Annotated in this window: 16 protein-coding genes; 13 read left to right on the forward strand and 3 right to left on the reverse strand. The window is 64.3% G+C overall.

Going from position 1 to position 18,708, the window contains the following annotated elements; translation table 11 throughout:
- Window positions 1-109: 109 nt before the first annotated feature.
- The gene (gene acs / locus K940_RS0114470) at window positions 110-2,062 is read right to left on the reverse strand and encodes an acetate--CoA ligase (protein ID WP_028478138.1); all 1,953 of its coding nucleotides are present in this window, start codon (window positions 2,060-2,062) and stop codon (window positions 110-112) included.
- Window positions 2,063-2,525: 463 nt separating this feature from the next.
- On the opposite strand from acs, the gene K940_RS0114475 reads away from it, so the two are divergent.
- The 5 genes from K940_RS0114475 to K940_RS0114495 all read left to right on the forward strand — a co-directional run bounded on the left by K940_RS0114475 (window position 2,526) and on the right by K940_RS0114495 (window position 8,564).
- Window positions 2,526-4,112 carry an ABC transporter substrate-binding protein gene (locus K940_RS0114475; RefSeq protein ID WP_028478139.1) on the forward strand — a complete coding sequence of 529 codons (1,587 nt, stop codon included), beginning with the start codon at window positions 2,526-2,528 and terminating at the stop codon, window positions 4,110-4,112.
- Between the two features lie 67 nt (window positions 4,113-4,179).
- Window positions 4,180-5,106, forward strand: a complete 927-nt coding sequence (locus K940_RS0114480; protein ID WP_028478140.1) for an ABC transporter permease — start codon at window positions 4,180-4,182, stop codon at window positions 5,104-5,106.
- Window positions 5,099-6,052 carry an ABC transporter permease gene (locus tag K940_RS0114485; RefSeq protein WP_028478141.1) on the forward strand — a complete coding sequence of 318 codons (954 nt, stop codon included), beginning with the start codon at window positions 5,099-5,101 and terminating at the stop codon, window positions 6,050-6,052. The genes K940_RS0114480 and K940_RS0114485 overlap by 8 nt, the downstream gene beginning before the upstream one ends.
- Window positions 6,049-7,758 (forward strand): ABC transporter ATP-binding protein, encoded by a 1,710-nt coding sequence (locus K940_RS0114490; protein WP_028478142.1) that lies wholly within the window; start codon window positions 6,049-6,051, stop codon window positions 7,756-7,758. The genes K940_RS0114485 and K940_RS0114490 overlap by 4 nt, the downstream gene beginning before the upstream one ends.
- Window positions 7,759-7,811: 53 nt before the next feature.
- Complete coding sequence (locus K940_RS0114495; protein ID WP_028478143.1) at window positions 7,812-8,564, forward strand: hypothetical protein; 753 nt, start codon at window positions 7,812-7,814, stop codon at window positions 8,562-8,564.
- Between the two features lie 510 nt (window positions 8,565-9,074).
- Here the strand turns inward: K940_RS0114495 and K940_RS0114500 are convergent.
- Window positions 9,075-9,890 carry an HAD family phosphatase gene (locus K940_RS0114500; RefSeq protein ID WP_028478144.1) on the reverse strand — a complete coding sequence of 272 codons (816 nt, stop codon included), beginning with the start codon at window positions 9,888-9,890 and terminating at the stop codon, window positions 9,075-9,077.
- 430 nt (window positions 9,891-10,320) lie between these two features.
- Between K940_RS0114500 and ssd the strand changes: the two genes are divergently transcribed.
- The 7 genes from ssd (at window position 10,321) to K940_RS28360 (ending at window position 15,437) form a co-directional block, all read left to right on the forward strand.
- Complete coding sequence (ssd, locus tag K940_RS0114505; RefSeq protein ID WP_051407202.1) at window positions 10,321-11,430, forward strand: septum site-determining protein Ssd; 1,110 nt, start codon at window positions 10,321-10,323, stop codon at window positions 11,428-11,430.
- 7 nt (window positions 11,431-11,437) lie between these two features.
- Complete coding sequence (locus K940_RS0114510) at window positions 11,438-12,622, forward strand: TadA family conjugal transfer-associated ATPase (RefSeq protein ID WP_028478146.1); 1,185 nt, start codon at window positions 11,438-11,440, stop codon at window positions 12,620-12,622.
- The gene (locus K940_RS0114515; RefSeq protein ID WP_028478147.1) at window positions 12,619-13,419 is read left to right on the forward strand and encodes a type II secretion system F family protein; all 801 of its coding nucleotides are present in this window, start codon (window positions 12,619-12,621) and stop codon (window positions 13,417-13,419) included. The genes K940_RS0114510 and K940_RS0114515 overlap by 4 nt, the downstream gene beginning before the upstream one ends.
- 121 nt (window positions 13,420-13,540) lie before the next feature.
- Complete coding sequence (locus K940_RS0114520) at window positions 13,541-14,167, forward strand: type II secretion system F family protein (protein ID WP_231390376.1); 627 nt, start codon at window positions 13,541-13,543, stop codon at window positions 14,165-14,167.
- A gap of 189 nt (window positions 14,168-14,356) precedes the next feature.
- The gene (locus tag K940_RS0114525; RefSeq protein WP_028478149.1) at window positions 14,357-14,557 is read left to right on the forward strand and encodes a DUF4244 domain-containing protein; all 201 of its coding nucleotides are present in this window, start codon (window positions 14,357-14,359) and stop codon (window positions 14,555-14,557) included.
- A 35-nt stretch (window positions 14,558-14,592) separates the two neighbouring features.
- Window positions 14,593-14,934, forward strand: a complete 342-nt coding sequence (locus K940_RS0114530; protein ID WP_028478150.1) for a TadE family type IV pilus minor pilin — start codon at window positions 14,593-14,595, stop codon at window positions 14,932-14,934.
- The gene (locus tag K940_RS28360) at window positions 14,931-15,437 is read left to right on the forward strand and encodes an Rv3654c family TadE-like protein (protein WP_369797509.1); all 507 of its coding nucleotides are present in this window, start codon (window positions 14,931-14,933) and stop codon (window positions 15,435-15,437) included. The genes K940_RS0114530 and K940_RS28360 overlap by 4 nt, the downstream gene beginning before the upstream one ends.
- A gap of 232 nt (window positions 15,438-15,669) precedes the next feature.
- Here the strand turns inward: K940_RS28360 and K940_RS0114540 are convergent, their stop codons facing one another.
- Window positions 15,670-18,096, reverse strand: a complete 2,427-nt coding sequence (locus tag K940_RS0114540; protein ID WP_051407195.1) for a DEAD/DEAH box helicase — start codon at window positions 18,094-18,096, stop codon at window positions 15,670-15,672.
- A gap of 396 nt (window positions 18,097-18,492) precedes the next feature.
- Between K940_RS0114540 and K940_RS0114545 the strand changes: the two genes are divergently transcribed.
- A complete protein-coding gene (locus K940_RS0114545) occupies window positions 18,493-18,699 on the forward strand; it encodes a cold-shock protein (RefSeq protein WP_019044597.1) in 207 nt (68 codons plus the stop codon).
- The last annotated feature ends 9 nt before the right edge of the window (window positions 18,700-18,708 follow it).

An 18,708-nucleotide genomic window follows, 5' to 3' on the forward strand; every position in this document is an offset into this window, starting at 1 on the left:
CGACCGCTCGCCGACCAGACTTCCCGGCACTCCTCGCGCAATTCTAACGGGTGTAGTGGCTGGCTTTGCCGACCGTAGGTGCATACCGCGCTCGATCCTGGTTCGACGGTCAATCCCGCTCGGACCGGATGGCCTTGAAGACGCTCGGGTCCACCAGGGTGGAGGTATCGCCGAGTTCGCGTCCTTCGGCGATATCGCGCAACAGCCGGCGCATGATCTTTCCGCTGCGCGTCTTCGGCAGTTCCGGCACGACATGGATTTCCCGGGGGCGGGCGATGCGACTGATCTCGCGGGCCACCTCTGCCTCGAGTTCGCCGATGAGCGCGGCACCGGTATCGGAGGCTTCGGCGGTGAGTATGACGAAGGCGACGATGCCTTGGCCGGTGGTGGGGTCATCGGCGCCGACGACCGCGGCTTCGGCGACGCTGGGATGCGCGACGAGTGCGGATTCGACTTCGGCGGTGGAGATTCGGTGGCCGGAGACGTTCATCACGTCGTCGACGCGGCCGAGGACCCACAGATCGCCGTCGGTGTCGAGTTTGGCGCCGTCCCCGGCGAAGTACCAGCCTTGCTCGGCGAACCGCTCCCAGTAGGTGGCTGCGTAGCGTTCCATGTCGCCCCAGATGCCGCGCAACATCGACGGCCAGGGCTGGTCGAGCACGAGGAACCCGTTGGCTTCGGTGTCACCGTGGGTCACAGGTGCACCGCTGCTGTCGACCACCTGTGCCGAAATTCCGGGGAGAGGAGTCATGGCGGCGCCGGGTTTGGCGGCGGCGACGCCCGGCAGGGGAGAGATCATGATGGCGCCGGTTTCGGTCTGCCACCACGTGTCCACGATGGGAGCGCGATTGCCGCCGATGACTTCGCGATACCAGCGCCAGGCTTCGGGGTTGATGGGCTCGCCGACCGAGCCGAGCAGTCGAATACTCGACAGATCGTGGGCGCCCGGGATTTCCTTACCCCATTTCATGAAGGTACGTACCAGGGTAGGGGCGGTGTAGTAGATGGTGACACCGTATTTTTCGACGATCTGCCAGTGGCGGTGTTCGTCGGGGAAATTGGGCGTGCCCTCGTAGACCACTTGGGTGGCGCGGTTGGCCAGGGGGCCGTAGACGATGTAGCTGTGCCCGGTGACCCAGCCGATGTCGGCAGTGCACCAGTAGACGTCGCGGCCGGGCTTGTGGTCGAAGACATTGTGATGGGTGTATGCGGTTTGTGTCAGATACCCGCCGGTCGTGTGCAGGATGCCCTTGGGTTTTCCGGTCGTGCCGGAGGTATAGAGGATGAAAAGGGGGTGTTCGGCATCCAGGGGCTGAGCTCGATGCTCGGGCGAGGCCGCAGCGACCGTGTCGTGCCACCAGAAATCGCGGCCCTCGGTCCAGGGAACCTCGATGCCCGTCCGCCGCACCACGAGTACGTGTTCCACGCTCGACGGCGTTCCGCCGTGGGCGTAGAGGGCTTCGTCCACAGCGTCCTTCAATGGCGCCACCTTGCCGCGACGCCACTGTCCATCGGTGGTGATCACCAGCCGAGCCCGGGCATCGTCCACGCGCTGGCGCAGAGCGGCAGGGGAGAAACCGGCGAACACCACCGAGTGGGGCAGGCCGAGGCGAGCGCAGGCGAGCATGGACACGATCGCCTCGGGGACCATGGGCATGTAGATGGCCACTCGGTCGCCTGCAACGAGACCGAGTTCGGTGAGATAGTTCGCCGCGCGACAGACCTCGGCCAGCAGTTCGCGGTAGGTGATGGCACGGGAGTCGCCGGGCTCGCCTTCCCAGTGAACAGCGACTTGGTCTCCGTGCCCGGCGAGCACATGCCGGTCCACGCAGTTGTATGCGACATTGAGCTCGCCGCCGACGAACCACTGCGCCACCGGGGCCGAACTCCAGTCCAGCACCTGCTCGAACGGTCGATGCCAGTGCAGCCGTCCAGCCTGCTCGGCCCAGAACGCCTCCCGATCGGCCGCCGCTTGGTCGTACAGCGCCGGGCCCGCGTTCGCTGCCGCGGCGAAGGCCGCCGTAGGCGGGTACGCGTCCCTGTGTTCAGCGGTTTCAGTCATCTCGTCTCTTCTTTCCCGTAGCCTGAGCGCGCGGTTCGACGCGGCCGAGATCCGACAGTAGCCAACTGTGACCTACGTCGCCTGCAGTGTGTCAACAGGGGCTCGTCGATGGTGACTGGGCTGATGCACACAGTGTGTGCGGTGGGGAGGCGGCTGGGTCGGCAGTTCTCGGAGTCGAGCGAGGCAACGTCTGCGCCCGGACCATCGCTCCGCACATTCGCGAAGGTCTGGTCATGTTCCGACTGCTAGAGCGTAACCACGGAAAATTTGTTCTGTTTCGGCAATATTTCCGCATTGACAATTAAAGTGGCGAATCAGGGATTCCTGTGACATTGCGCGTTGCGGTGGCTAGTCTGCCAACCACACAGGTGGCTGGTTCTGCAGGGGCTCGTAGATCATGAGTGAGCGTTGTCCAGCCCCTCACTTCTTGTATCGGGAGTACGCGTTGAAATTCCATAGAGCGATGGCGCTGATGGCAGCAGCATTGATCACGAGTCTGGGACTGGCTGCCTGTTCCTCGAGCGATGGCGCCGATGCCGACATCGTCACCGTCAACGGTGGCGAGCCGCAGAATCCGTTGGTGCCCACCAACACCAACGAGGTCATGGGCGGCCGGGTGGTCGATCGGCTGTTCGCAGGCTTGAAATACTACGACGCCGACGGCGAAGCCCACAACGAGATGGCGGAGTCGATCGACACCACGGATCGCAAGAACTATCGGGTGACCATCGAGCCGAACTGGACGTTTAGCGACGGTACCCCGGTCACGGCCGAGTCGTTCGTCGACGCGTGGAACTACGGGGCGCTCAGCACCAATGCGCAATTGCAGAGCTACGTATTCGGCCCCATAGTCGGTTTCGATGAGGTGTCCGCGGAAAACCCGACCGCACAGACGATGTCGGGACTGCAGGTGATCGATGAGAGAACCTTCACCATCGAGTTGAAAGCGCCCTCGATCGACTTCGAGACCGCGCTCGGGTACACGCCGTTCTACCCCCTACCGGAGGCCGCGTTCAAGGATATGCAGGCCTTCGGCGAAAGCCCGATCGGCAATGGCCCCTACATGCTCGCGCATGCCGGAGCATGGGAGCACAACCATCAGATCGACTTGGTACCCAATCCGGACTATCCAGGTGCTCGCCCGGCGAAGAACAAAGGGCTGCGGTTCAAGATGTACCAGCAGCTCGATACCGCCTACGCGGATCTGCAGGCCGGCAACCTCGACGCGCTCGACACCGTGCCCGACAGTGCGCTCGCCTCCTACCAGGAGGACCTCGGCGACCGCGCGATCACCAAGCCGACTGCGGCGAACCAACTGATCGGCATCCAGCCGAACGTCGCGCACTTCTCTGGTGAGGAAGGAGTGTTGCGGCGCAAGGCGATTTCGATGGCGATCAACCGGGAACAGATCGGCGAGAACATCTTCCGTGGTACCCGGATCCCGGCGCGTGACTTCACAGCGAGCACCTTGCCGGGATTCGAACCGAACCTTCCGGGTTCGGAGGTACTCGAGTACAACCCGGACGAAGCCAAAAAGCTGTGGGCACAGGCCAATGCGATATCACCGTGGTCGGGCAGCTATGAGATCGCCTACAACGCCGACGGTATTCACCAGGGATGGATAGAGGCCGTCGCGAACAGTGTGAAGAACACTCTCGGAATCGACGCCATCGCCACCCCGTACACGACGTTCAAAAATCTTCGCGACGAGGTGACCGCGGGTACCATCGGCAAGGCGTTCCGCCACGGCTGGCGGGGTGACTACCCAACAATGCTGCAGTTCCTCACCTCGCAGTACTACAGCTACTCCGATGTCAACGACGTCGGCTACCACAACCCCGAGTTGGACCGCCTCTTCGACGCCGCACTGGCCGCACCGACTCAGACGGAGTCCTATGAGATCATCGCCCAGGCCCAGGCCCTGATGATCAGGGACATGGTCGACATCCCGATATTCAACACCGTGGCCGTGGCGGGATACTCCGACCGGGTGCGTCACATCGAATTGGCCTGGAACGGCCACTTCGACTACGAGAACATCGAGAAGTAGGTAGCCGCTCGCCGTCCCGCATCACTCCGGTGGTGTGGCGCGGGACGGCGCTGAGCCAGGAGGCAGCATGGCCTGGTATATCGTGCGGCGTCTGCTTCAGATGATCCCGGTTTTCCTCGGGGCGACGCTGCTCATCTATGCCTTGGTATTCCTGATACCAGGGGACCCGATCCAAGCGTTGGCCGGTGACAAGGCCATGACGCCCGCGGTGGAGGCGCAACTGCGGGCGCGCTACCACCTCGACCAGCCCTTCCTCGTGCAATACCTGCACTACCTGCAGGGCATAGTCACGTTGGACTTCGGAACGGCGTTTTCCGGCAGGCCGGTGCGAGAAGAACTGGCCCGCGCCTTTCCGATCACCCTCCAGCTCGCGGTGCTCGCGGTGCTCGTCGAAACCGTCTTCGGTATCGCGTTCGGCCTGGTCGCCGGGTTGCGCAAGGGAAAGCTATTCGATTCGACCCTGTTGGTGATCAGCCTGATCGTCATTGCCGTTCCGGTCTTCGTGGTCGGCTTTCTCGCGCAGTTCTTGCTCGGAGTGACATGGGGTATCGCGCCGGTGACGGTCTCTGGGCAGGCGACGATCGGCGAATTGCTGGTTCCGGCGTTCGTGCTCGGGTCGCTTTCGTTCGCCTATGTCCTACGGTTGACGCGGAACTCTGTGGCGGAGAGCATGTCTACCGACTATGTGCGCACCGCGACCGCGAAGGGCCTCGGCCGACGTCGCGTGGTGACCGTGCACATTCTGCGCAACTCGATGATTCCGGTGGTCACCTTCCTCGGTGCCGACCTCGGCTCCCTGATGGGCGGCGCGATCGTCACCGAGGGCATCTTCAATATCCCCGGCGTGGGTGGCACTCTGTATCAGGCGATCACCCGGGGTGAGCCGCCGACCGTGGTCTCGTTCGTCACCGTGCTGATCGTCGTCTTCTTGGTCAGCAGCCTGGTCGTCGATCTGCTCTACGCCGCACTCGACCCGAGGATTCGCTATGCCTGACCTGACCACGGGCCCGGAGCGCCGCGGCCAAGAGCACTTCGTCTCGCCCTCCGACGAGGTCGAGGTGCTCGACACCGATATCGTGCGAGATTCCGGTGCCCCGACCAGTGTGTGGCGCGATGCATGGCGGCAGCTGCGACGCAATCCGATCTTCGTTGTCGCGGCGGTGCTGATCGTGTTCGTGCTGATCGTTGTGATCTGGCCGGAATTGTTCACCAGCCAGGACCCACGCTACTGCAACGGCGATTTCAGTATGGACCCGCGTAGCCCCGGTCACCCGTTCGGTTTCGACAAGCAGGGATGCGACATCTACGCCCGAACCGTGTACGGCGCGCGTGCTTCGGTGCTGACCGGAATCGGTGCGACGGCAGTGTTCGTGTTGATCGGCGGAACGCTCGGGGCACTCTCGGGTTTCTATGGCGGGCTCCTGGACTCGGTCGTCTCTCGAGTCGCCGAGATCTTCTTCGCTATCCCACTGATGTTGGCGGCCATCGTGATCATGCAGTTGCTCAGCACTCGCACGATCTGGACCGTGATCCTCATCCTCGCTTCCTTCACCTGGCCCCAGGCGGCCCGGATCGCCCGTGGTGCGGTGATCCAAGCGAAGAACAGCGACTACGTCATGGCGGCAAAGGCATTGGGCGTCTCTCGAATGCGGACATTGCTGCGGCACGTGCTGCCGAACGCGGCGGGACCATTGATCGTGATAACCACGCTGTGGCTGGGCGTCTTCATCGTCACCGAGGCAACACTGTCCTACCTCGGTGTCGGGCTGCCACGTACCGAGGTGTCCTGGGGTTCGGACATCGCCACCGGACAGAAGGAGATCCGCACTTCGGCAATCCTGTTCTATCCCGCAACTGCTTTGGCGCTGACCGTTTTGAGCTTTATGATGCTGGGCGATGCGGTGCGCGACGCCCTCGATCCGAAGGCGAGGAGACGATGAAGGCCCACGCGCAGAACACAGCCGCGCAGGACCCCTCACCGCTGCTCGAAATCATCGACCTCACCGTCAGTTTCGCCGCCGACGGCGATCAGGCCCCCGCGGTTCAGGAGGCTAGCCTGACGGTGTATCCGGGCCAGACCGTCGCCATCGTGGGCGAATCGGGCTCGGGCAAGTCGACGACTGCACATGCCATCATCGACCTGCTGCCCGGAACGGGACGTGTCACCTCCGGCGCTGTCATGTTCGAGGGCAAGGACCTGACCGCGGTTTCGAAGCAGGACATCGTCGCGGTCCGGGGCAGCGGCATCGGTCTGGTGCCGCAAGACCCGATGTCGAATCTGAACCCGGTGTGGAAGATCGGGTTCCAGATCCGCGAGACCCTGATGGCCAATGGCATCGCGAAAGGTAAGGCAGCAAGACAGCGCGCGGTGGAACTGCTCGAGGAAGCAGGTATGCCCGATGCGCGCCGCCGAGCCGACCAGTATCCGCACGAATTCTCCGGCGGTATGCGCCAGCGGGCTTTGATCGCGATCGGCCTTGCCTGCCGCCCCAAACTACTGATCGCCGATGAGCCGACCTCGGCGCTGGACGTGACGGTGCAGCGGCAGATTCTCGACCATCTCGGTAGGCTCACTGCCGAACTCGGTACGGCGGTTCTGCTGATCACTCATGATCTCGGCCTCGCTGCGGAGCGCGCTGATCATTTGGTGGTGATGTATCGCGGACGTGTCGTGGAATCGGGTCCTGCTCTGCAGATTCTGCGCGATCCCCAGCATCTGTATACCAGGAGGTTGGTGAGTTCGGCGCCATCGTTGGCTGCGCGACGGTCGCCGTCGGTGCGACTTCGTGCCGAGGTCCGCACGCCGGGCGACCAGGTGTCGGGGACAGACGAGCGGCCCGCGGTGGTCGGGGACGTGGTGGTCGAGGCGGATCGCCTGACCAGGAAGTTTCGCATGCGCGGTCGTGTGCCGTGGAAGTCGACCGAGTTCGTCGCGGTCGACGATGTTTCCTTTCGGCTGCGGCGCGGTTGCACCATGGCGATCGTCGGCGAGTCCGGATCGGGCAAAACGACTGTGGCGCAGATGGTTCTCGGGTTGCTCATACCCACCTCGGGGTCGGTCACCTTCGATGGAAACGATGTGGCGACGCTCGATCGCAAGGGCGCTTTCGCGTTTCGGCGCCGGGTACAACCGATCTTCCAGGACCCCTATGGCTCCCTCGACCCGATGTACACGATCTACCGCACCATCGAGGAGCCATTGCGTACCCACCGCATCGGCACTGCTGCACAGCGGGAGGCGACCGTTCGAGAATTGCTCGACAAGGTTGCTCTGCCGTCCGGTGTGCTGCGACGCTATCCCAACGAGTTGTCCGGTGGCCAGCGCCAGCGCGTGGCGATTGCGCGCGCCCTCGCACTCCAGCCGGAGGTGGTGGTGTGCGACGAGGCGGTGTCCGCACTCGATGTCCTGGTGCAAGCTCAGATCCTGGGGCTGCTCAACGAGCTACAGGTCGAGTTGGGGCTGACCTACCTGTTCATCACCCACGATTTGGCCGTAGTCCGGCAGATCGCGGACGATGTGCTGGTCATGCAGCGCGGCAAGGTTGTCGAGGCGGCGACTACGGACGCGGTGTTCGACAACCCCCAGCAGGAGTACACGCGCGCGCTGCTCGACGCGATCCCTGGGCGTGGTCTGCTGGGGGGATAGCGTATGCCGGGTGTGTGGATCGGTCGGAGCAGGCGCACGTAGCCTCGTATACCGTGACCGATCCGCTGCAGCCCCTCATCGACCTGCCCGGTGTCCGGGAAGCGGCCGACCGTGCTCGCGCCGCGCTCGCCGAGGTACATCGGCACAAGGCGAACCGTCGCGGCTGGCCGACCACGGCGGCCGAGGCCGCGGTGCGTGCGGCCAGGTCCTCTGCCGCCATTGCGGGTGGCAGCACGGAAATTCCCAGCGATGGGCGCGTGGCCGATCCGGTTCTCGCCGGTGCGTTGCGGGTCGGACAGGCGTTGGATGGCGACGCGCTGGGGAATCTGGTGACCACCTGGCAGCGTGCGCCGCTGCAGGCACTGGCGCGACTGCACGTACTTGCTGGCGCGGACCTGGTGTCGGAAAGCGAGTCGCTCGGCAGGCCGCGCGCCGAGGCGGGTGTGGCGCAGCGGTTGGATCTGCTTGCACAGACCGTGCTCTGCTCGCGAGCGCCCGCTCCCGTGATCGCCGCCGTAGTCCATGGTGAATTGCTGACGCTGCGACCGTTCGGAACAGCCGACGGGGTGGTCGCTCGGGCTACGTCGCGCCTGGTCGCGGTGTCGAGTGGGCTGGATCCACACTGTCTGGGTGTACCGGAGGTGTTCTGGCTACGCAGACGCCCGATGTATCTGGACGCAGCCACCGAGTTCGGGACCGGAAAGCCGGGCGCGGTGGGCAGTTGGTTGATCTTCTGCTGTGGCGCCTTCGAGGACGGTGCGCGTGAAGCCACCTCGATTGCCGACGCCGCGACCGGAGCCGGATAGGTAGGGTGCTCGCACCTGGAGACGTCGAAGCGGGCGGCGCTGCCTGTCGACCTCACCGCCCGCTAGCACGGATCACCCGGTTACCAAGCGTGCTCAGTGGGTTGTGTTCCGCGGCCTCGGCGACAAACGGACATCGTCGGATCATCCCCGCAACCTGTGCGAGGCCCTCACCGTCGAATACCCGTGCGTCGCAGGCCCACAACGCTTCTGCCCTTGTCGCGGCGCGCTCCGCGTGGGTGCCTGGCGTCCGTGCTGGGAAAGATGGCTGGGAGGCAGGCCCTTCTCCTCCGGGCTTGCCTTGGCCTTCCGCCCTTCCGTAGTTACCTTTCTACACTGTGGTAGCGCTCACATCAAGGGTGTCGAGAACATCGAATTATCGGTGTTCTATCGGCGTTTCGCGGTCGAACACGCCGTGAGATCGGCGTGCATTCCCTATTGGTCGTCGCTGTGTTCGGACACGATCTCAGCGGTCCAGGGTTTAGCGGCCCAGGGTCTCAGCGGCCCACAGCCTCAGCGGCCACGGCGACGGCGAAGAACCGAAAAGCTGATCACACCCGTCAGCGCGGCGCTCAATCCGACCACAGCTGTGGCCGCCACCATGGTGAACGGAGGTGGCTGGACACGCGCCCATAGCGGCCCAGGGTTGGAGAATGTCACGATCGGCCAGCCGCGCCCCTGTGCCTCCCGGCGCAGACTTCTGTCCGGATTGACCGCAGTCGGATGCCCGACCGCTGTGAGTAGCGGCACGTCGGTATTCGAATCGGAGTACGCGTAGCAGTCCGCCAGGTCGTAGCCTTCGCGGGCGGCGATCTCCTCGATCGCGGTGACTTTACCCTTACCGTAGCAGTAGAATTCGACCGCTCCGGTGTACTTCCCGTCGGCGACAACCATCCGGGTGGCGGCCGTATGCGCTGCGCCGAGTGCACGGGCGATGGGGGCGACGATCTCTTCGCCGGATGCCGACACGATCACCACGTCGTGGCCTCGGATCTTGTGGTCGGCGATGAGATCGATGGCTTCTGCATAGATCAGCGGGTCGACCAGTTCGTGAAGTTTCTCGGCAACAATGGATTTCACCTGCTCGACATTCCAGCCGGCGCACACGCTGGTCAGCTGGGCGCGCATTCGCTCCATTCGGTCGTGGTCGGCGCCAGAGAGCAGGAAAAGGAAGTGGACGTAGTTGCTTTTCAGAACGGCGCGCCGTTTCAACAACCCTTGCGTGTAGAAGGGCCTGCTGAATACGAACATGCTGGACGTGGCGATGACCGTCTTGTCCAGATCGAAGAAAGCAGCGACACGTCTGCCCGCCGTGCTCGGTTCGTCCACGGGACCAGGATAGGGAGTAGGCGGATCGGTTGCGATGCGGCTGGAGACATACCGGCCGCAAGGCGGCTGGAGCCATAGCGGCAGGGATGGCTCCAGCGCACCAGATTTTGCCCGATGGACGTCGGAGTTTCGCGCTGCGTGAAGTCCCCCCGTGAAGTCCCCCGCAGTCGGGCTTGCGTTTTCGCTGGGACTTAGGTGTATCATTGCTTACACCTGGACTTGGTCCAGGCGCGTTCAGCCCGACCCCCCGGGGCTGAACCCCGACGGCCCCAGCCTCCTCCCCCCCCGGCTGGGGCCGTCCTCTATTCGAAAGGTGCCACGAACTCGGACCCGCGCTGGTAGCCGCGACAAGTTGTCCTCAGTTCGCGAGTTGTCCACATTCGACGCAGCACACTTTCTTCTCATCCAGTCGACGGCGACGCTGAACTGCATGAATCTCGAAGCGTCAGCGTCAAGCGGTCCGCTGCCCGCCCTCGTATCGATCCACGACGACCGGCTGCGCGACGAGGTCCGCCGCGTCGCTGCCGCTGCTGGTCGAGAGCTCGACGAACAACCACACCCTGTCGGCAGGCATGCCTGGACGAGTGCTCCGCTGGTGATCGTGGACCTGGTCGCCGCGCAAGGTGCGGCCGACGGCCGCTACCCTCGCCGGCCGGGTGTCGTTCTGGTCAGCGACGGTGAGCCGGACCTGCCAGCGTGGCGAGCCGCGGCATCGGTCGGTGCCGAGCAGGTTGTCACCTTGCCCGGCGCCGCCGTTGGGCTCATCGAGATGTTCGCCGAGTACGACGAGCAGCGTGCGGGTGACGGTGTGGTCGTGGCCGTGGTCGGAGCCGGTGGTGGAGCGGGCGCATCCACCTTGGCCGTGGCGCTTGCGCTGCGTGGTGCTGCAGCGGAGTTCCGCCCGGGGACCTTGTTGGTCGACGGCGCCCCCTTCGGCGGTGGCCTCGACCTGATGCTCGGAATCGAGCAGACTGCAGGTCTACGTTGGCCCGACTTGGTCGTCGAGGAAGGGCGGGTATCCGCGGCGGCCTTGCACAGCGCGCTGCCGGGCGCGGCCCCTGGACTCGCGGTCTTGGCGTGTAGCCGATGTGCCGCCGGGCAATTGCCGTGCGAACTCGGCCCGGTCGGCGTCCGTGCGGTGATCGAAGCCGGGCGCGTCGCAGGCGATTTCGTCGTCTGTGATGTTTCGGGCGAGCGAGGTCCCCATGCCGACCAGATGCTCGACTCGGCCGATCTCGTTGTGCTGGTCGTCCCGGCGGTACTGCGCGCAGTCGCTGCGGCCGCCGCGGTGTCGTCACACATTGCGCGCCGAAATCCGAATCAAGGCTTGATCGTTCGCGGACCAGCTCCCGGAGGGCTCCGTGGGGACGAAGTCGCAGAGGTGCTCGATCTTCCTTTGCTCGCCGCTGTGCGCGCTCAATCGGGGTTGACTCACCGCGTGGAACGTCGGGGGGTCCCCGTGCCCCGCCGCGGACCGTTGCGCGATGCCGCTGACGCGGTACTCGACGTGCTCGCAGCTCCGGCCGAGCATCGGTGGTGACGTGGCGATGAGCGCACTGCTGACGCGTGAACTATTGGATCGAGTGCGAGACCGGCTGGCTGCGAAGACGGGTGACCCTGATCCGGCGCAAGTTGCCGCCGCAATTCGGGCAGAGGCCGGCGGAGTGCTGGGCGATACCGACTTGCTGCGCGCGCTGCGACTGTTGCAGACAGAAATGACCGGTGCGGGCGTGCTGGAACCATTGCTGCACGATCCACACGTCGCGGACGTTCTGGTCACCGGGCCGGACTCTGTGTGGATCGATCGTGGCCGGGGACTCGAGAAGACCTCCGTCACCTTTCCCGACGAGACCGCGGTCCGTCGGCTGGCACAGCGTTTGGCGCTGTCGGCGGGGCGGCGACTCGACGACGCGCAACCGTGGGTGGATGGTCGACTGTCCGGAACGGGCGCGGCGTTGGGTGAATCGTTCGGAGTCCGCGTCCATGCGATATTGGCGCCGATCGCTCACGACGGCACGTGCCTATCGCTTCGAGTACTTCGGCCGGCCACTCAGGGGTTGGACGCGTTGGCCGAGGCGGGAGCGGTGCCCGCAGACGCGAAGCTTCTGCTGGAACGGATTGTCCGCGCGCGGTTGGCCTTTCTCGTGGTCGGCGGTACAGGAGCAGGAAAAACGACACTGTTGTCCGGCCTGTTGGCCACCGCGGATCCCGCGGAGCGGATCGTTTGCGTGGAGGATGCAGCCGAGTTGGCGCCGCCGCACCCGCATGTGGTCCGATTGGTCGCCAGGACCGCCAATGTAGAAGGTGTCGGTGCAGTCACCGTACGCGACCTGGTTCGTCAGGCGCTTCGTATGCGGCCGGACCGCATTGTGATCGGTGAGGTCAGAGGTGCCGAGGTAGTCGACCTGCTGACCGCATTGAACACCGGCCACGACGGCGGCGCGGGCACGGTACACGCGAACTCTCCGACGGAGGTGCCAGCACGCCTGGAGGCGCTTGCCGCGTTGGGCGGTATGGACCGAGCGGCGTTGCACAGCCAACTTGCCGCCGCGGTTCACGTTGTTCTCCACGTACATCGCCGATCCGATGGCAGCCGCAGACTCTGCGAGGTCGGCTTGGTAGACCGTACGGTGGATGGTCGTGTGCGGATAGCGCCTGCGTGGCATACGACCGACAAGGCCCCCGCAGCCGCGGACCTGTCCAGCCTCCTCGCCGAGCGGCTCGACCGATGAGCGCGGCAGCACTGGTATGCGTTTCGTTGGCGCTGGTGATGGTCCCGGCTCCCACGGCGCGACGTCGGCTGTCGCGAGTGTTGTTTCGGACCGACAGCCCGCGAACAATCGCCGCACCGAGACTGGCACTACGAATCGGCTCGATTGTTGCCGCTTCGGCGGTGCTCGTCACCTTGGGGCCTGGGCCGTTCCTCACAGCGGTGATGGTTGCCGCGACCACCGGGCTCCGCGTACGTTCCGGCATACGAGCACGGCGCAGGACTGTCGAGCGGAGTCACCTGCTCGAAGCGTTGGAAGCGGTGATAGCTGAGTTGCGGGTGGGATCCCATCCTGGTGTGGCTGCCGCAATCGTGGCGACAGACACGCACGGTGACCCAGCACGCGCTTTCGCTGTTGGCGCAGCGCGTAGCAGACTCGGCGGTTCCGTGGCAGAGGGGTTGCTCCGTCCGGATTCCTCGGTTGCGACAGAGCTCGCGCGTGTTGCTGGGGCCTGGAAAGTCGCCGAGCGACATGGCTTGGCGCTCGCCGAGCTGTTGGCGGCAGCTCGCATCGATCTCGCCGGACGCATTCGATTACACAATCGCGCCACTGCTGCGCTTGCCGGCGCCCGCGCCACAGGTACGGTCCTGGCTTGCCTGCCATGCGTCGGTATAGCACTCGGCCACCTGATGGGTGCTGCCCCTCTCTACGTGCTGTTCGGTTCAGCGGTGGGAACAGTGCTGTTGCCGCTCGGTGCGGGGTTGGCATGCGCCGGTCTGCTGTGGACCGATGCCATCACCCGAAAGGCGTCGATATGAGGGCACTGCTTTGGATCACCCCGCCATACACCGTGACTCTTCACCGGCGTTGTGGACCGATGGTGCAGGTCGACGGACACTCCGTGCACCGGCCACGCTCGACCTCGAATGGTTGGTCGAAATGATCCCATCCACGGCAATGGTTGTGCCGATGCTGCTACTGGCGACTGGTGTGCTGGTGTTGCCGGACCGGGTCGCGGTGACTCGGCGATTGCACACCCTGCGCTTCAGGTCCGACGACGGGCAGGTCGAATCATCGAGCAGAGGCAAGCAGGGCGCCGATCCATTGGCCTCCGCATCGATTTTCGACCTGTTGGCCGCGTGTGTGCGGGCCGGGCTCCCTTTGGCGGGTGCAGCCCGAGCTGTAGCGCCGGAGGCGCCGGAACCGCTCGGCGAGGCGTTGCGGCGGGCGGCCGATCTCCTCGCTCTGGGTGCCGACCCGGCCGTGGCGTGGGATCACGCGGCCCAGGAAGGCGCGGGAGGTTCGGGACCCGCCGAGATCACGTCACTCACCCGGATTGCCCGGCGTTCGGCACGGTCCGGAGCCTCTCTGGCGGTCGCAATCGGAGAGCTGGCCGAACAACAGAGAGCCGCTGTCGAGGATCTGGCCGCGGCGCGGTCCGAACGCGCGACTGTGATGATCGGCGGGCCGTTGGGTCTGTGTTTTCTGCCCGCATTCGTGTGCTTGGGCATTGTGCCCGTTGTGATCGGACTGGCTGGTCGGGTGCTCAGTGGAGACCTGCTGTGACGCATCCATGCGCCGCGTGCACAACTGGGCATTCGCCAGACTCGGCCAGTCTGTTCGGTATTTCTCGGCGATGCGTAGCCGCGGCGCTGCGTCCGCCGACAGCGTTCGCGTGCGGAGAAGCCGCACGGGTTGTAATGAGAGGGGAATCCGGTGGGAATAGAGCAAGCGAGCAGGGCTGCCGGTCGGAGGCTGGAGGTGGCGTATGCACACCTACGCGGTCGACTGGCCGAGGTAGTGGTCGCAGACGATGGCATGAGCACGGCAGAATATGCGATCGGCACCGTGGCGGCGGCGGCGTTCGGTGCCGTGCTCTATGCGGTGGTAACCGGCGACAGTATCGTCGACGCGCTGACGAAGATCATCGATCGCGCGCTGAGCACTGCCGTGTAGCCGTCGATGCGATCGGGGGCGATCGCATCGACACGGTGCGGTTGCGTGATGATCGTGGTGCGGTAACAGTCGAAGCCGCCCTCGCGCTCAGCGCAGTCGTCGTTGCCGTCGTGTTGTGCCTCGGTGCTTTGTTGGCGGCGTCGACCCAGGTGCGCTGTGTCGACGCCGCCAGGGAGGCGGCACGCCTGGCCGCGCGTGGAGACTATTCTAATGCCGTTCCCGCTGCCGAACGAGTTGCTCCGCCGTCGGCCGACATCGCTGTCCGAGCTGAAGGAGCACACATCGTCGCAGTGGTATCGGCTCCGGCTCCGCTGTTACCGCTGCTCGTACTTCGTGCTGAAGTCGTGGCCACAGTTGAGCCGGGAGCCACTCCGTGAGCGCGGACTCTGTTCGCTGCCGACCATCGGTATTCGGATTGCGATCGGGTAGGCACGACGACATCGGGCTGGACCCACCGGCTTCGCACGAGGGTCTAGAAAGCAGCGCAGGTTCAGCAGGTATTGCCACCGTTTTCGCCTGTTCGTCCCTGGTCGCGCTGATCGCTGTGACATTGTTGATATCTCACGTGGGTGTCACAGTTGTGGCACGCCATCACGCGCAGGCTGCCGCGGATTTGGCGGCATTGGCTGCTGCAGCCGTTGTGGTGGATGGAACGGAGGCCGCATGTGCGGAGGCGGAAGATTTGGCTGAGCGGATGCAGGTGCGGATCCAGAGCTGCACTGTCACAGGGTGGGATGTCACGATCAGCACCGAGAGAAACCTACCAATAAGTCTGTATGGGGATCGGGTGGTTCGCGCGGTCGCCCGAGCCGGTCCCGCCGACGAGTGTGTGAATCCCTGCGCGCCGATCTCTTCGTCCGATGTTGGCGGGGACCGGTAATTCAGCGGCTGTCCACCGCTGTAGTGTGCATTTCCTGATACGGGCGTTATATGAAATCAATGAATACGTTATTGCTCGATTTGTATTGAAGCAATAGGGTAGTTAACTTACATCCATTATTCGCCATTGTCGGCGGGTAATGGTTCATAGGCACATGACGGGACCATTGTGGGCTTCCAGATGAACTCTCTGGCAAAGCGGAAGAACTGTGAGGCGGCATGCGCATCGCGGTTTACCGGTCGCGCGCTTGGTCGACGGTCTCCACTGAAAGTTCGGCAAGCACAGCCGTGAGCAGGCGCGCCGCACCCGGTTTGTCCAGCGGGTGGTTCCCATTGCCGCACGTCGGTGACTGGACACAGGATGGGCAGCCGGTCGCACATGCACACGATTCGACGACTGCCAAGGTGGCCGAAAGCCACTGCCGCAGTCGAGTGAACCCGCGTTCGGCGAAACCGGCCCCACCGGCCTGGCCGTCGTAGACGAATACCGTGGGGAGACCGGTGTCTGGGTGCTCGGCACTGGAGACTCCGCCGATATCCCAGCGATCGCACGTCGCGACCAGCGGCAACAGACCGATCGCTGCGTGCTCGGCGGCGTGTAGAACTCCGAGGACGTCGCGGGATTCGACTCCCGCCGATGCCAGTATCCGCGGAGTCACGGCGCACATCACGGCTGTGGTGTCCAGCGTCTGTGGGGGTAGGTCGAGTTCGACCAGGTCGAGCACTTCGCCGGTAGGCAGGGTTCGCAAGTAGCCGACCACTTGGTTGGTAACGCGTACGTGTGCCAGCCCGACCGTCACGTGATCGTGATCGTGATCGCTGCGCGCCACCACTTCATCGATGGTGATCGTTGTGACTTGTCGCGCGCTCGTGGTCCATCCGGGTTCGGTGGGGTGCACCACAGCGACACCGGCGCCGAGGTCCAGTTCGTCGACGACGTAGGTTTCGCCCTGGTGTAGATGCACGGCCCCCGGGTGCAGGGTTGCCAGCGCGCGCCCGGCGTCTGCAGTACCTAGTAACCTGCCTGTTTCGCCGTCCACGATGGCTACGGGTGCATCGATTCCTCCCCGGACGTCGACCATGTCGTGTGGCAGTGTTCGTGTGGTCACATGCCATCGCGCGCGATCCTGCAATCCGCGTCGTCTGAGCAATCCTCGTGCTGCCAGATCGCGCACGATCTCTCGCGCACCGAACTCGTCCACTTCGAAATCGGTGAGTGGCGACTCGACCGCGGCGCACAGAAGTTGCGGTCCGAGCACATACGGATTGCGCGGATCGGTGACGGTGGCCTCGACCGGCATGTCCAGCAGCGCTTCGGGATGTCGGACCAGGTATGTGTCGAGCGGATCATCTCGCGCCACCAGCACCACCAGAGATCCTTGGAGGCGCCGTCCGGCCCGTCCGGCCTGCTGCCAGAACGACGCGACCGTTCCGGGAAAGCCCGAGACGATCACCGCATCCAAGCCTGCGATATCGACGCCGAGTTCCAGGGCATTGGTGGTCGCCACACCCAACAGCGACCCGTCGGACAGTTTCGATTCCAGATCGCGCCGGTCTTCGGCCAGGTATCCCGCTCGATAGGACGCTACCCGTGCCGCCAGGTCCGGATCGACCTCGGCCAGCAGACTCCTGGCAGCAATCGCCGTCGATTCGGCGCCCCGACGTGAGCGGACGAATGTCAAGGTTCGAGCGCCTTCGCTCACCAGGTCGGCCATGATTCGCGCGGCTTCGATCGTGGCTGCTCGCCGGACCGGTGCGCCGTTTTCACCGGTCAGGGTGCCGAGCAGGGGCGGCTCCCACAATGCGACCATCCGTGGGCCTCTGGGAGAGCCGTCGGCGGTGACTGCGACACAGGGGGCGCCGATCAGCCGGGATGCCGCTACCTCCGGCTCGGCCGTGGTCGCCGAGCACAGCACGAACACCGGATCTGCCCCGTATCTCTGCGCGACCCGGCGTAGCCTTCGCAGCACCAGCGCGACGTGCGAACCGAAGATTCCCCGATAGGCATGGCACTCGTCGACGACCACGTAGCGCAATCCGCGCAGTACGCGCGCCCAGCGTTGGTGCGACCTCAGGATTCCGGCGTGCAGCATGTCGGGGTTGGTGAACATCCAACGTGCATTGGTGCGCACCCATTGCCGAATCTCGGCGGAGGTATCGCCATCGTAGGCGGCTGGATGGATATGGCGCAGCGGGCTTTCGTGGGTCAGTGCGCCGACCGTGCGCAGTTGGTCGGCAGCGAGGGCTTTGGTCGGTGCGAGATACAACGCGGTGCCCTGTCCATCCGCCTGCAGCGTCGTGAGCACCGGAAGCTGATAGCCGAGCGATTTCCCTGACGCGGTTCCGGTGCTCACGATCACATGTTCGCCACCGAACGCCGAATTTGCTGTCTCGACCTGGTGACGCCATGGAGTCTGCACACCGGTCTCCTGTAATGCCGCTCGCACTTCTGGCGATGACCATGTGGGCCACGGGGAATGTTCCGCTGGACGCGCTGGCAGTTCGATTGCGTGCGTCAGGCGGGTGTCGCTGGTGCCTGTCAAAACACGATTCAGCAACGCTGCCCCATAGCTGAGATCTCTTCGAGGCCGCGCGCGGCTCGGTGACTCCGCCGGATTCACTGGACGCCCTCCCGGACACGCTCGGATAGTGCGAAACATGTGTAGCTGGTAAGTCGCACCCACCAATTCGATACCAAATAGCGACCCGGGTCACAGCTTCTTTGCTGAACGTCTACTCGGTTATCAGGAAGCAAACGTACCTCGAGTCCAGATTCTGACATTGTGATCCTCACCTACGCATTCGCAAGATCGACTTTTTTGCAAATTGTCGGTAACTCGACTGTTGAATTGCTCGAAGACATGGTTCACTAGTTCGTGGTCGCAAGCTTCTGTGTTCGAGGGACGGATCCAAAGTCCAAACCGTCAGCAGGATCGACGTTGCGAACGATGTGCTCGATGCTTTCCCATAGGGGAGCCAACAGTACAACGGTCGGAACGGACCCGGTGGACGAACCCAGTTGTCCGCCGTTCCGGTAAGAAAAGAGAAGGAACAGAATGGCACAGGGAACTGTGAAGTGGTTCAATGCGGAGAAGGGGTTCGGCTTCATTGCGCCGGAGGACGGCTCCGCTGACGTCTTCGTCCACTACTCCGAGATCCAGGGGACGGGTTTCCGCACCCTCGAGGAGAACCAGAAGGTCGAGTTCGAGGTCGGCCAGGGTACCAAGGGCCCTCAGGCCACCGGAGTACGCGCGCTCAGCTGAGCGCGCCAC

This window comes from Nocardia sp. CNY236 (assembly GCF_000482385.1).
Taxonomy (GTDB): domain Bacteria; phylum Actinomycetota; class Actinomycetes; order Mycobacteriales; family Mycobacteriaceae; genus Nocardia.